We start from the raw sequence: 13,589 nt of genomic DNA, 5'->3' as shown, positions 1-13,589 counted from the left end.
GCACCCTTCATTAATTGCCTCCTTCAGAGCCGACCTTTTCGTAGCGGATTCCCTTGGCTTCGATAGTCTTGGGAGCCCCCTTAGCAGAGCCAATCGGGGTGATTTCGTTGGAGCCGGCCTTCTTATCGAATTGCTTAACGACATCCGTTTGCATCGGAGCGCTACGTGCAGCACCGCGGTTGAACAGCCAGCCGTCAATCGTGGCGAGGTTGAACTTGAATTCAACAAGGAACGTGCCCTTCGCGCCAAAGAAGTTTTCGTAATCGTAAGCGGCGTTGTAGGCAAAGCGGGCAAACAGCAAGTCGATAGCACCACCCCACAACAAGTCGTTTTCTACTTCAACCAAGTCGTCGGAAAGCTGTTTCTTTCTGACACGGTTCAAGCAGGTCGCTTCAAAGCCGATCATGCGGGACGGATCCGGGTAAAACTTGAGAGCTGCGCTATGGAACCAGGAGTCGTTCAAGTCAATCGCGACTTCGGCATAAAGGCGCTGGTCATAAAGATTCTGTTCCCAATTAATGCGCATGGAATCGATGTCATTTTCTTCATCAGTATTGTACATGGAAAGCGACACGTTCGGCAAGTACGTAAGCGGGCCGGACTTTCTGCCGCCGTAAATAGCGCGGCTTTCCAGGTCGAGCGCAAAGCGGAACAGGCGCCAGTCGGTGCGGTAGAAATTCGCCTGAGCACTCAGCTTACTAAAGCGCAAATGCGCCCAGCTGTAGGCCAGAGAGTCGCTTTCGTACGGATAAAGCTTACCGCGGTGTTCCAGATTCTGGTGTTGCATACCGGCGGCAAGTGTCCAATTCATGCGGGCATCTGTAAAGGTCAAGCCCCAAGTAACGACCGAGCGCTGCAGGCCGAAATCGTTATACTGCGGGAACAAGAAAAAGTCTTCGCCATCCCAGCCGGAACGGTCAAACCAGAGGAGCGCACCCATGTGGCGGTCTTTAGCCACTTCGCCGGCGCCAAAGGCAGCAAAATGATGATTGAAAGCAAAGCCTTCATGTTCGCCGTACTGACTTTCCAGGGGTAACTGTTCACGGCTCGGCGTGTAATAAAATCCCAGGTCGATATAGCCGCCTCGCCCACCGCGCATAATATCGCTGATTTCGGACAGGTGACGGTCGCGAGTCACCGCTCCGTCGTTTGCGAGAGCGTATGGCTTAATGCCGTCGGCCAAAGCAACCCCGACAAGCGTAAGCGCAATCAAAGCGGACTTCAATACAAACTGCATGTTGGAAAAGTAGTAAAAATGAGCAATGTGAGGTGTGTAATATGGGATGAAGAATGAAGATTTAAGACAACATGAATCAAGTCAAGCGGAGGGGTTGTTCTAATTTTTCACTCTAACAGCATATAGGTACAGACTATAGCACAGATTACTATATTTGGCGGCATGAACGAACAGGAAAAAGCATTAATTGCAGCGTGGAGCGATCATTCGCGCATGTGGAAAGACAACACATGGGTGTACCCGGTGATTAGCCGGCGTGCAGGCGGCCTTTCGATTGGCATAAACCTGAACCCCGACCACCACTGTTCATTTTCGTGCGCCTATTGTCAGAGCGGCCCGCAAGAGGGCCACAAGCGTATTCCCGTGGACGTCGATGCCGTCGAACGTGAATTGCGCGCATTTCTCGATTTCTATGAATCGGGCGAATTTGCAAAATGTGAATTTTTCGGCCATGTTCCCGAACAGAACAAGCTTTTGAAAGACGTATGCCTTTCGGGCGACGGAGAATCTACTATCGTCAAGGAATTCCCGGAAGTCTGCCGCCGCATGCGCGAAATTCAAAAGGAATACACGCCTAGACTCGGTGACTTTAAGTTGCGACTCATCACAAACGCAAGCCATCTCGAAAGCCCAGCCGTCGAGCAAGGTCTTTCTCAGCTGTTGGCAAGTGACGGCGAAATCTGGGCAAAGCTCGATGCCGGCACCGAAGAATGGTTCAAGAAAATGAACCGTTCTCCCCTGCGTTTTGACAAGATTCTGGACAACCTAACGAAGACGATCAAACTCTATCCGCTTTGCATTCAGACCATGCTCTGCAACCTGCAGGGCGAAATCCCGAGCGAGCAGGAAATCGAGCGTTACATCGAGAACCTGACCGCCATTCATTCCGCAAATCCGGCAAACTTGGTCGAAGTCCAGTTGTACACGGTCATTCGTGATACCTTGCTCGAGGGCGTGGAACCCTTACCCAAGGAATTCCTGGAAAGCGTCAAAACAAAAATCACCAGCGTTCTGCCGGTGAAAGTAAGATGCTTCTAATTAAAAACCGCCGCTAAAAAGCGGCGTTTTTTTTAAATCAATTCGTCAGGCGGCAAGTGGTCAACACTTTCCGGTTCCTGGTAGCAAGTTTCAGGAACTTGAACCTGCATCTGGAAGTAAGCCTTGTGAGCGGCAATCACCTTTTCGCGGGCAAAGGCGGCATTCTGCCATTCACCAATCTGAACGTCCTTGCCTTCCAGTTCCTTGTAGTTCTGGAAGAAGTTACGCGTAATGCGCAGGAACATCTGGTCCACATCGGTAATGTCCTTGATGGGGCGCGGGTTGAATACCGGAACACCCAGGACCTTATAGTCCTTACGACCGCCATCGGTCATGTCTAGCGCACCGATCACGCGGCAGGTGCAAACCGTTCCCGTCATCATGGAGGCCGGGCTGTAAATCAGCATATCGATAGCGTCGCCGTCATCAGCCTTGGTGCTCGGGATAAAGCCGTAAGTACAGGGGTAGCTCATGGAGCTCAGCAAGCAGCGGTCCAGGCGGAACACGTGCAGGCGTTCATCATATTCGTACTTGAGGTTGGTGTCTTTACCGATTTCCACGACGCAGTCCACTTCGTAGGGATACTTGCGACCAATCGGGAGATCCAGATAGTTAATTGCCATTTATACTCCAAAAGGCCCACTTTGAGCCATATTATCTTTTTGTTATAAATATGAGTCCTAATTTAGTATTTATCCAAAATTTGTAAAGGGTTGTTTACTTTATTTACGTCGGAATTGCTTATCTGCCACGCCAGCGAGACGTAGACACCTTTTCTATCATGCCAAAGAAGTATTTAGGTTCTCCCCTGTCTGGGCTGTATCCCACTTCAAAACGCAGGCGGTCAACAGCGGGAACCACCAGATGAATACCGCCATAGACGGCACCTTCGTAATCATCCCAACCGGGGCGCCCCGAATTCCAAATAAGGCTTCCGTCGAGACCCGCCACCAATTGCACGCCATAGAAGAAATTCACGCCCGCGATACTCGCCGGCTGACGGTCCAACAGAATAAAGCGTTCTTCGAGGTTGAGCAAGGTTTCGTGTACGCCTAGGCGCTTTGAATCGCCATAACGGCCACGATAAGAATTCACGCCGCCATGCGAAAAATAGTCGAAGCGGTACACTTCACCCGGACGGTAACGCACGAGCGCCGTCGCCCCCATCACAAAACGACCAACTGGATAGTAAGCGCGGGCATCGTTCAAAAGTTCCCAATAGTCTTCGCCTTCGGTGTAACAACTGCCGCCACAGATAGCGATCCGGTCTAATTGTTTCACATGCGTAAGCATGTATTCATAATAGATACCTTTGCGAGTATCGATCTTGGTATCGCGGAAATCAAAGGCAAAGCCAAAGCCATATTCCCATAATTGTGCAGAGGCCTCATCAAACGTGAATACCGCTTTTTCCAATTCACGATATGCAATCGTGCCTAGAATAGAAAGGTTCGGCAGCAATTGATAATCCAAGTCCAAATCGACCAGCCAACTGTCATCTTGGTAATCGCGAATGTCGTCGTAACTGTCGGTGCGCAAGAATTCAAAATTCCAGCCAAGCGGGAGTCCGAACAAGTAAGGAGAACTTGCATAAAAGGCATACTCGTTGTTATCCAGGAACCGTTCAGAAGAGGTGCGGTACTGGACCTCGGCCCGGATATCTTCGCCAAGCACATTCAAGTTCGCAAGAGCAAGACCAATCATGAGCCCGTCACGCTCGGTCGTCTTGCCTGCAGGGGCTGGAATCCAGCGGAAGATTTCAACGAAAGTGTATTTCAGATTTCCGCCTTCACACCCCACCGAGATATCCGTAAACAAGTCCAAGTCTTGCAGGCGGCGTTTTTCAAGATTGAACTTTTCGGCCGAAAACGGCTCCCCCGCCTTGTTCAAGAGTTCGCGATTCACCACGCGAGCCTTGGTATGCTCCAAGCCTTCGTACGAAATCGACGAAATGACCGTACCATCAGGACAACCGATAGACGAATCCACGCCAGCAAAGGCTGCAACAGAAATACACGCAGTTACAGCACATGTAAAAAGACATCGTTTCAAAAAACTTAACACAAATACGAATATAGAAAAGCTTGCCTCCTTAAAAAAGCGTCGGCCAAGGAAGGGGAGGGTGCAGGGAGGGGACCGTGCGGCCTTCGCAACTCCGAGCCGGGTCCCCTCCCGCATAAATCATTTATTTTTCTATATTTTCTTTCGTAAAGAAAAGAGGTTTTTATGTTAGATTTTCTCGCCAACTATTGGCCCTTCATTGTAGCCCTTGTCCTTATCGTGCTCGGCGTGTTTGCATTCCGCGGCGTCCGCAAAGCCCTCAAGGAAGGCGGTGGTGCATTCAGCCTTGAAACCATCAAGAAGAACACCGAACCCAACTTTGCCGCTCTCAAGCAGAAGTCTCGCGCCCTTTTGGCCGATGCCGACATGATTTGCGAAGTCAAGGAAGGTTCCCACCTCGTGGTGCCCAAGAAAGAAGACCTCAAGTTCTTCCGCCGCGCCGTGTCTCAGAAGTACAAGCTCGCCATGTTCCTGGTGCCCGGCACCAACAAGGTCGCCTATTTCTTCTGCAAGACCGAACAGGGCCTGCGTCGCCGTATCGACAACCTGGTAATCAACCAGAAGTTCCACGAAGGCAAGAAGCCTTACAACGACGTTGCCACCGGCGAAAAGCTCAAGTTCCCGCGCTAGTTATTGATCTTTAATCAATAGACTTTAGTGAATTACAAAGATTTAGCACTCGCCGAAGAAGAAGGCAAACTGGAAGCCGCGATAGCGGCTTCTCGCAATTTATTGATTGAAGCGCCGACCGGCTCGGGCAAGTCGCTATTCATCCCCTACTTTTTAAGCAAGCACTGCAAAGGCCGCGTAGTCGTCTTGCAGCCACGCCGTATCGCGGCACTCGCGCTGGCGCAGTTCTCGGCAAAGCTCCACGGGGAAACCTGCGGCAAGACTGTCGGCTACCAGTTCAGGCAAGACAGCTGCAAGAGCGCAGACACGCGCATACTATTCCAAACCTACGGTAACTTTCTACAAGAGTTGCTACACGGCAAGCTGGATGCCGACTGGATCGTCTTTGACGAATACCACGAACGCAAAGCCGACATGGACTTGCTGTTTGCGTTTTTTAGGGGAGCCAAAAAGCCTAGGATTGCGGTGATGTCGGCGGCGTTGAACCGTTCCGAACTCGAAACGGTTCTCGGCGTCAAGTGCCTGAGCCTCGGCCACCCGCTCTACCCCGTCCAGATTATCAACCAGACTCCGGCAACGGGGACATCGCTTGTTTCGGGCGTTGGACTTGACGCCGAAGTGGTGCGGGCGCTCCGCACGCTCTACCGCAACAACATCTGGCAGACCACGCTGGTATTCTTACCGGGCAAAGCCGAAATCGCCCGCTGCCACACCGCCGCCTCCGAAGCCCTCGGCCCAAACTGCGCCGAATTTCTGGAACTCTATGGCGGGCAAGACCGCGAAACGCAAGACCGCATCTTTGAAGTCACTGAACGCCCGCGTGTCATCTTCACCACAAACATCGCCGAAACATCTATCACCGTGCCTAACGTGACAGGCGTCGTCGATAGCGGCATCGAACGAGTGAGTTTGTATGACGACAGCGAAAAGGTGAATGTCCTGCGCACGCTCCCCATTTCTATGCAAAATGCCATTCAGCGCAGCGGCCGTAGCGGCCGTACGCAGAATGGTTGTGCCATACGCCTCTGGAGCGAGGAAAGCGAAAAGCGTATGCCCCAAGGGATCGTGCCCGAAGTCCTGCAAATCGAGCCCTCGGAATTACTACTGCAAAAGGCCGCGCTAGAGGATCTCGGCGAGGAAAGGAGATCCCGGAACGAGTCCGGGATGACAGATGGCATAGTACTTCCGACAGCAATTCCGGAAGCACGCGAAAAGACCGCGACCGCACTCCTCGAAAAATTCGGGATGCTCCAAGACGGCACAATCACCGCACTCGGCCTCAAGGCCATCCGCACGCCAGTTTCAAGCATTCCACTCGCGCTGCTCCTCGCATCGGCTCAAAGCAAGGCTGATCTACCCGACTTGCTCCTCGCCGCACTCGCCTGGATTCACTCCGGCACCGAATTTCTGCAGAAAGCAAAAGTCGCCTACGACATTCTCACACTTGCAAGTGATACTTTGTCCAAGAACAGGGATGTTCCGCGTGAAATTTCGTTCACACTCCGACAACTGCGCGACTACCGCGATAAAATAGACGAGAGAACGGGCTCCGTCCTACAGACGAAAGACGAGAGAGAATCCGTCATTCGCAGCCTCTTGAAAGCTTTCCCGGACAGGCTCGCGACTCCGAGCGGCAATGCCTACAAGCTCGCCAACCAGAACGTGATTCGCCTGCAAGTTGCAGAACCGCCTTACGCGATTCTCGCACTCAGCATGCTCCGTACCGGCACCACAAAGTCCGAACTCAAGGTCAACCTTTACGCGCCCATTTCGCAAGACATGCTCGGCGGCAGCAACGCCAAGACGCGCTACGAGCTCTTGTGGCGCAGCGGACAAGAAAGATTCATCGGAGTCGAAATCAGCGAATCCGAAAACGCCGACGGCTCCACCACCGAACTTTCCCGCAAAGAAATTCTCACGCAAGAGGCATCGCCTAAAGTTCTTGAAGAACTCAAGAAGCTTACCGTCGACGCCTGGCGCGAAAAAATCGAGAAAGAAAATTGGAGCGGCAAGTTCCTGACCGAAGCCGTTCAGACGCAGCTCATCAAGATGCGCCTTGCCGCCAAGCTCTATCCCGAATACGGTCTCCCCGAATTCAACGAAGAAGATATGGAACTCATCTTCGACGAATTCGCAAACGGCAAGTTCCTGCTCCGCGACATTAACGAAGACCGTTACCGCAGCATCATCGAAGATTATTTTGGCAAATCCATGCTACAGTGGCTCGGGAAAACTTTCCCCGACCATTACACGCTCCCCAACGGCAAGCGCGCCCGCTACAGCTACCAAGAAGTCGCCGTCAGCGACGACGGAAAATCCGTGCAAAGCATCGAAGGCGTTTTGGTCGAAATCTCGGCCCGAATCGAAGACTTGATGCAGCTCCGCGGCGAGCACAAGATTGCCGACGGCAAATTAAAAGTCCGGTACGACATTCTCGCACCGAACTTCCGCACAATTCAAAAAACTTGGGACTTGACTGGATTCTGGCAGAACACCTACGCCGAGGTGCGCAAGGAATTGCGTGGCCGCTACCCCAAGCACCCTTGGCCCGAATCCGTTATTTAATCGTATAAATCGTCAGCGTCTTGCTGTATTCGTAGCCAACAACGAGCAAAGCTTGGCCAGGCATTGGGCTATCGTCAGCAGAAATGAACAACACGCCTTCGGGGCCACGGTCCAGCGGATCCAAGTAGTAATCCACCAGTTTCGGGGCCTCCGGGTCAGTGACATCAAAAACGGCAATACCGCTCGACCGTTCCAAGCCAGCAAAGGCGTAGCGACGTCTACCGACCTCGCCCACAGTCACATTTTCGGGTTCGCAGCCCTTATCGCTGCTGCGCTTATCCATTTTGGCCTTGCCCTTCTTGGAATTCCAATTGAAATATTCCGGCGCAATCTTTGCCAAGACACGTTCAAACATTTCTCCGGAATCCCAGAGCAGTTTTCCCGTTTCGCCGTCAAAAATGCTCACGGAGCGAGAACCGAACGTATAGGCGTAAGGACACTTGCCGTTATGGGTGCGGTACTTACCCTCATCGCAACGCTCCAGCGCGCTGACCGAAAGATCCTTCAAGTCTGTCGTTATCTTTTCCGTAAACACGGTTTCATCCAAACGGCCCTGTGCCACAAGTTCCTGCACGCTCGTTACATCGGTCCATGCCTTGTAATCATTTACAGGAGCACCTTCGTTTGCCGTCAGCACAAAGTGTCTGTCGCCTGCCGTAAAAGCGGCAATGCCATCAGGCTGGCGAAGTCCACGCAGCGGGTAATAATTCTTGATATCAATCTTTCCGTCGCTCACGGCATCGATTGCAAAACCATTTCTGGAATGGTCTACAAAACCCAACGGGAAAACCTTCTTGATTTTCTTGGCCGGCACATCGATAATCGCCATGGCGTTATTTTCTTGCAGGCTCACCCACGCCAGCTTGGAATCGTCAGAAACCGTAATGTATTCCGGTTCCAGCGATTTCAAAAAGCCCTGATTTCCGGGAGCACGCACGCCAGCATTCTTAAGTCTATTCGTGTCGAGATGATCAAATCCGGCCACAGCAAATTCCGCAGTTTTCCACGATTCGGCGTCCGCCTTAGCAACAGTCAAGAATCCAATACCGCCATCAGGGTCTACCGCAAAATCCGTACTCGGCGAGCCTTCGCAGGCCACCAGCAAGTTCTTGCCATCGGGCGTAAACTTGATCATGTCCGGCTGGCTGCAGACCGTATACAATCCAAGCACTTCGAGATTGTCCGTGTAACGCATCACCTGCACCTGGCCATTGCGCCATTCTTCGACTTCAAGCATACTGACCGCGACCAAGTCTCCATGAACCGTCACGCTAGAGGCATTACCCGGAATCTGTACTTCAGAAATCTTTTTGGCTTCGCTCGGATTGCTCAAGTCCACCACTTCGACGACATTAGCATCACCTACGACAAACAGTTTTTTCTTGGCAGGCATATAAGCCGAAATTTCTGCCGTAGACATTTTAGTCGTCGAAAGCGGTTTAAGCGTATGCCCCCACTGGAACGGTCCGGCGGGCACTGCATTTTTAGCAAAACAAAAGCCTGCGCACAAAAGCAGGCTTGCACTCAAAAGAATCTTATTCATTCACTCCTCAACACAAATCCAATTATTTCATGATCAGCCACATGATCAGCAGGCCGATACCGACACCGCCCAAGAACGAAGACGAAGCCGCCATGGCAGCGGACCTACGATTCTCCTGCTCCTTTTCTTGCTTCTTTTCATTTATGCCAATCGAGGTGACAAGCATTTGGGCACAAGTTTCATTATCTTTCTTGACGGTATTGTAGCTCTTTTCCCAATTTTCGCTTTTGGCTTTTTCCGATTCGATGACAGAACGCAAGGAATCTTTTTCAAGCGTACAGGCATCTCCCTGCACCTGCATCACGCTGTCGCGCACTGCAAGTTCCTGTTTCAATTCGGTTTCTGCAGTCGATGTCTGAGAAGCTACGGCAGGTTCTTCGGCTAGTGCCATTGAACCACAGAACAAAAAGGTAATCGCAAGGATTTTAATCAAACGCATCATAGCGCAAATATACAAAAATCCCCGACAGGACTATCGGGGACAAGCATTCAAGAATTCGTTACAGAACTGCATTACGGCAATTCGACTTGCTTTTTCCAGCGGCCGTCAACGCCCTTCACGTAGTAAACGCCGGGCACAAGCTGTTCGCCCGCCTTAACCACGGAACCGTCGAGCCTGCGGATCGCTCGGGCCGCGCCGAATGCGCGTGGAGTCGCCTGTAGGCGGCCAATGGCTGTAGAAGATTCCGACGATTCCGGCTCCACAGAGGAACTGGATTCAACAGAGGAACTCGACACCACACTGCTAGACGACTTCGCCTCGGACGAAGACGACTCCGCCACAGAAGAAGAACTGTTCACCGCTTTTTTGTTCGGGTCGGTCAACACCGGACGTAAAACCTGAACCTGGATTTTAGAAAGCGAGTCGGGAACATCCTCTCTCTTATTAAAAGCAGCCAAAGCAGCAGCAACCGCATCCGCGGAATCAAGCCTGAATGCCGAACCAGAATAGAGCAAAGCTCCGCCATCGCTCTTTTTCACCCTACCCAAAACAATGGCCTGCCATGAATCAAAAGCGAATTCAAAAGTTCTTGAAACCATCAAGTCATCAGCCGAGAAAGAAAGCTCCTCGGAATTGACGCCACCCTTTTTTACCACCAGGACATTATTCGAATTGGTTGAATCAAAGCCGGGAATATTATAGAGATTGACATCTATAATCCATGAGCCGTAATCGTCATTTTCATCGTTCAGAGTCCATTTTTTGCCATTCTGGTCCCATTCCCCATACTTGAAAAGATTGTAATTGCTAGACACGCAGCCTGCATCGATAGAATAGGGAATTCTAAGGCTGGTCTTTTGCATGATAGGCGTGATTGTGCTATAATCCTCATGCACATTCACCTTAACGGAATCAGTCTTCTTTAAATCGCGGGAACCATACCAAACGGTTTCCTCAACGCGTTTAAGCTTGAGTTCCACCTTCGGAGTAGCAGAAACGGATAACGTATCGCAGATATTGCGAATATAGGTCTCTTCTTGCGCAAAAGAGAACACGGTGGCCACAAGGCCGGCTAGGCAGACTTTCTTAAACATACGACTCTCCTAGCCTTAAATATATACAAAAATTTACGAAAGCGTAGCTAAAATTCGCTTCCAGCCGTCTTCCGGAATCTGGGCACCCATCACCTGGACCACTTCGTTACTCACGACACTGCCCAAATTGCCCGATTTTTCCATATCCCAGCCGTTCATGTAGCCATACAGGAATCCCGATGCCCACAAGTCGCCGGCACCCGTAGTATCGATAGCCTTGGCAGGGCCAGCCTGCACATGCACCACCTTGCCGTCCTTGGCAATCAGGGCGCCGCGCTTGCCGATTTTCACTACGGCAACCTTGGCCTTCTTGGCAAGCACATCGAGAGCGGCTTCTTCCTTGACGCCCGCATAGGCATAAGCTTCGTCTTCGTTGGCAATGATGATATCGATCATCCCTTCGGCAAAGAGTTCGTCAAAGAGCTTGCGGCAGGCTTCCACCACGCCAAAGCTGCTAAAATCGAGAGCGGTTTCTACACCCAGGCTGCGGGCCAAGGTAAAGGACTTCTTGAAACAATCTGCGTTAAAGGCACGGTAGCCTTCGGCATACAGCAAGCCAACGCCGTCGTAAAGAGCCGGCACAAAGTCGTCGCTGCCCAAGAAATCGGAGGCGCCCAGATAAGTCCACATGGAACGCTGGGCATCGGGCGTCACGGCGCTGAAAACGCAACCGGTAGCGGCATCGCTCAAGCCGAGCTTCGATTCCACACCATTGTCTTGCAAGTGCTTCTTGAAAATGTTACCGAGTTCGTCGTTGCCGATCTTCGAGATAAAGGCGGCCTTGCCACCCAGGCGAGAAAGACCCACCATTGTATTGCAAGTAGAGCCACCCGGCACGCGCAGCGGATTCTTGAGGGCGCCCAGGAACTTTTCCATCTGGGGCCAATCCACCATGTTCATGCCACCCTTCTGCACACCCTGAGCTTCGATCCAAGCGTCATCCACATTGGCCAAAATATCAACGAGGGCTGCGCCCATACCTAAAACTTTCTTCATTAGAAGCCTCCTCTGCGGCGGCGCAACTTTTCGCTCGCCTTAAGTAAAAATTGACGTTCTGTTTCGTTCAGCGAATTGATTCCCTCGCGGTTGACCTTGGCAAGGATTTCATCCATCCGCTTGTTTTCATCTACATAAAAAACTTCGCCTTCAATGGCGTCGTCCGGTTCCGAGCCAGATTCCGTGCGGGAATTACTTTCGGAACGGCCACCCGGATGCACCGTAAACTTCGGGCCACGCATTTTTTTGAATGCCTTACCGAGGTTACCGAAACCACGTTCGTAGAAATGCATGTAAAGGAATCCGCCTACGACACCGCCCAAGTGGGCCAAGTGCGCAACGCCATCTCCCGAATGCGCCATAAACACATCGACTGCGACCATGAACCACATGGCATACTTGATTCGCATGGGGAAAAAGAAGAACATCAGAAGCATGCGATTCGGGAAGAACTTGTAATAGGCAACAAAGATTCCCATGAGGGCTCCCGACGCGCCGATAATCGGAGCATTCGTCATGCCGACCCAATACATCGCCAAGCTAAACACCGCGGCAAAAATTCCGCAGAAGAAATACATTCCGGTAAAATGCTTGGTGCCCATCATGTCGGCCACATCACTACCGAACATCCAAAGCATCAGCATGTTAAACAAGAAATGCCAGAAGTCAATGTGCACAAACATGTAAGACACAAAGCGCCAAGCCTGTTCCGGCGCAAACGGCCAAAAGGCGCCAAAGTATGCAATGTATTCGCGAATGCTACCGGCACCAACACCAGGCAAGTTCAGCTGCAAGCCAAGCATTCCGCCAATAAAGGCAAGTCCAAAAACAACGGCATTGCTAATCAGCAACACGCGCAAAACTTTAGGTAAAAATCTAAACGGTCTCATAAATTGTAGAAAGCAAGCAGTGGTTAGTGATTAGTGGTTAACAAAGGAATTACTTCGGCGGGAACAAACTTCGCAAGCTTTGCGCAGCCCTGCTTTGTTTTGCCAATTCCCACTTTCAAGAGTTCGCGAACCACCGTACTCGAGACACTCAAATGTTCCGGAGAGCTGGACAAGAAAACCGTTTCGCATTCAGGGTAAAGAACCTTGTTGTTCCAAGCGATGGACTGTTCGTAGTCCACATCGGCGGCGCCGCGGATTCCGCGCACCAGGTACTTCGCCTTTACCATTTTCATATAGTCGACCGTAAGCCCGGCAGCACAGTCTACCTTCACATTCTTCAAACCTTTAACGGCTTTCTGAATCAGCTGCATTCGGGTCCCTTCATCAAGCATATACTTCTTGGAAGCATTCTCGAAGATGACCACCCACAATTCGTCGAACAGCGCAGAGGCGCGCTTCACGATATCGAGGTGACCAAGGGTGAACGGATCGAACGACCCAGCGAAAACGGCAACTTTTTTCATGCCGTAAATATAGAAATTATGCTCTATAGATAACCAGCGAGGATTCGCCGTAGCGGCGGACTTGCACCATTCCCGCTTCGTCGGCTTCCTTGACCCATGCGGGCAGATTGCGACTCGGCGCTTCGAATACGGCAACGCCCCCCGGATTCAGCCACTCCCAATACGGGCGCAGGTCCGGGTAATCCATGTCCTTGAACGGCGGGTCTGCATAAATCAAGTCAAAGCCTTCGCTTGCGCAAAGAGCTTCTTTATCGAGCGTCAAGGCGTTCTTTTCTAACAAAGTAAGTTTCGATTCCAGCGACAAGGCCTTGTACGCCTGTAGCACCAGTCGCGCCTGGGCATGCGCCATTTCTACAGCCACGACACTTGCGGCACCTCGGCTAATCGCTTCGATACCCATAATGCCCGTACCCGCAAACAAGTCGAGTACACGAAAATTTTCAACACCCTGCAGAATGTTGAAGAGAGCTTCTCTTGTACGAGAAGCTGTAGGTCTTGTCTTGGAGGTATCCGGGGACGGAACATTCCTTCCCCGCATCAGTCCACCCGTAATGCGAATTGGCATCTGG

General features: G+C 51.5%; 13 protein-coding genes. 3 read left to right on the top strand and 10 right to left on the bottom strand.

The window, feature by feature from the left end; translation table 11 throughout:
* Positions 1–10 precede the first annotated feature (10 nt).
* Positions 11–1,237: a hypothetical protein gene (locus QZN53_RS06650; protein ID WP_163438138.1), complete on the bottom strand. Its 1,227-nt coding sequence runs from the start codon at positions 1,235–1,237 to the stop codon at positions 11–13.
* 162 nt (positions 1,238–1,399) lie between these two features.
* On the opposite strand from QZN53_RS06650, the gene QZN53_RS06645 reads away from it, so the two are divergent.
* Entirely contained in the window at positions 1,400–2,275 is an 876-nt protein-coding gene (locus QZN53_RS06645; RefSeq protein ID WP_163438136.1) for a hypothetical protein, read from the top strand.
* Positions 2,276–2,307: 32 nt separating this feature from the next.
* On the opposite strand, the gene QZN53_RS06640 is transcribed toward QZN53_RS06645, so the two are convergent.
* Positions 2,308–2,898 (bottom strand): inorganic diphosphatase, encoded by a 591-nt coding sequence (locus tag QZN53_RS06640; protein WP_088627798.1) that lies wholly within the window; start codon positions 2,896–2,898, stop codon positions 2,308–2,310.
* Between the two features lie 118 nt (positions 2,899–3,016).
* Entirely contained in the window at positions 3,017–4,327 is a 1,311-nt protein-coding gene (locus tag QZN53_RS06635; protein WP_294652138.1) for a POTRA domain-containing protein, read from the bottom strand.
* Between the two features lie 174 nt (positions 4,328–4,501).
* On the opposite strand from QZN53_RS06635, the gene QZN53_RS06630 reads away from it, so the two are divergent.
* The gene (locus QZN53_RS06630) at positions 4,502–4,966 is read left to right on the top strand and encodes a hypothetical protein (protein ID WP_072978211.1); all 465 of its coding nucleotides are present in this window, start codon (positions 4,502–4,504) and stop codon (positions 4,964–4,966) included.
* A gap of 27 nt (positions 4,967–4,993) precedes the next feature.
* Positions 4,994–7,531 (top strand): ATP-dependent helicase C-terminal domain-containing protein, encoded by a 2,538-nt coding sequence (locus QZN53_RS06625; protein WP_163438132.1) that lies wholly within the window; start codon positions 4,994–4,996, stop codon positions 7,529–7,531.
* Here QZN53_RS06625 and QZN53_RS06620 read toward each other — a convergent pair.
* The 7 genes from QZN53_RS06620 to rsmD all read right to left on the bottom strand — a co-directional run bounded on the left by QZN53_RS06620 (position 7,524) and on the right by rsmD (position 13,585).
* Positions 7,524–9,074 carry a choice-of-anchor I family protein gene (locus tag QZN53_RS06620; RefSeq protein ID WP_163438130.1) on the bottom strand — a complete coding sequence of 517 codons (1,551 nt, stop codon included), beginning with the start codon at positions 9,072–9,074 and terminating at the stop codon, positions 7,524–7,526. The genes QZN53_RS06625 and QZN53_RS06620 overlap by 8 nt on opposite strands.
* 22 nt (positions 9,075–9,096) lie before the next feature.
* Positions 9,097–9,516, bottom strand: coding sequence for a hypothetical protein (locus tag QZN53_RS06615; protein WP_163438128.1), 420 nt, complete (start codon positions 9,514–9,516; stop codon positions 9,097–9,099).
* A gap of 71 nt (positions 9,517–9,587) precedes the next feature.
* A complete protein-coding gene (locus tag QZN53_RS06610; protein WP_163438084.1) occupies positions 9,588–10,610 on the bottom strand; it encodes a hypothetical protein in 1,023 nt (340 codons plus the stop codon).
* 33 nt (positions 10,611–10,643) lie between these two features.
* Complete coding sequence (locus QZN53_RS06605; protein ID WP_163438126.1) at positions 10,644–11,606, bottom strand: adenosine kinase; 963 nt, start codon at positions 11,604–11,606, stop codon at positions 10,644–10,646.
* The gene (locus QZN53_RS06600; RefSeq protein WP_163438124.1) at positions 11,606–12,496 is read right to left on the bottom strand and encodes a rhomboid family intramembrane serine protease; all 891 of its coding nucleotides are present in this window, start codon (positions 12,494–12,496) and stop codon (positions 11,606–11,608) included. Before QZN53_RS06600 ends, QZN53_RS06605 begins: the two co-directional genes overlap by 1 nt.
* 23 nt (positions 12,497–12,519) lie before the next feature.
* Complete coding sequence (gene coaD / locus QZN53_RS06595) at positions 12,520–13,020, bottom strand: pantetheine-phosphate adenylyltransferase (RefSeq protein ID WP_163438122.1); 501 nt, start codon at positions 13,018–13,020, stop codon at positions 12,520–12,522.
* Between the two features lie 16 nt (positions 13,021–13,036).
* Positions 13,037–13,585 carry a 16S rRNA (guanine(966)-N(2))-methyltransferase RsmD gene (gene rsmD / locus QZN53_RS06590; RefSeq protein ID WP_088627789.1) on the bottom strand — a complete coding sequence of 183 codons (549 nt, stop codon included), beginning with the start codon at positions 13,583–13,585 and terminating at the stop codon, positions 13,037–13,039.
* Positions 13,586–13,589: the final 4 nt, after the last annotated feature.

The sequence above is a fragment of the uncultured Fibrobacter sp. genome (assembly GCF_900316465.1).
Lineage (GTDB): Bacteria > Fibrobacterota > Fibrobacteria > Fibrobacterales > Fibrobacteraceae > Fibrobacter.
Note: the sequence above shows the minus strand (reverse complement) of the source record. Positions and strands in the feature narration are given on the sequence as shown.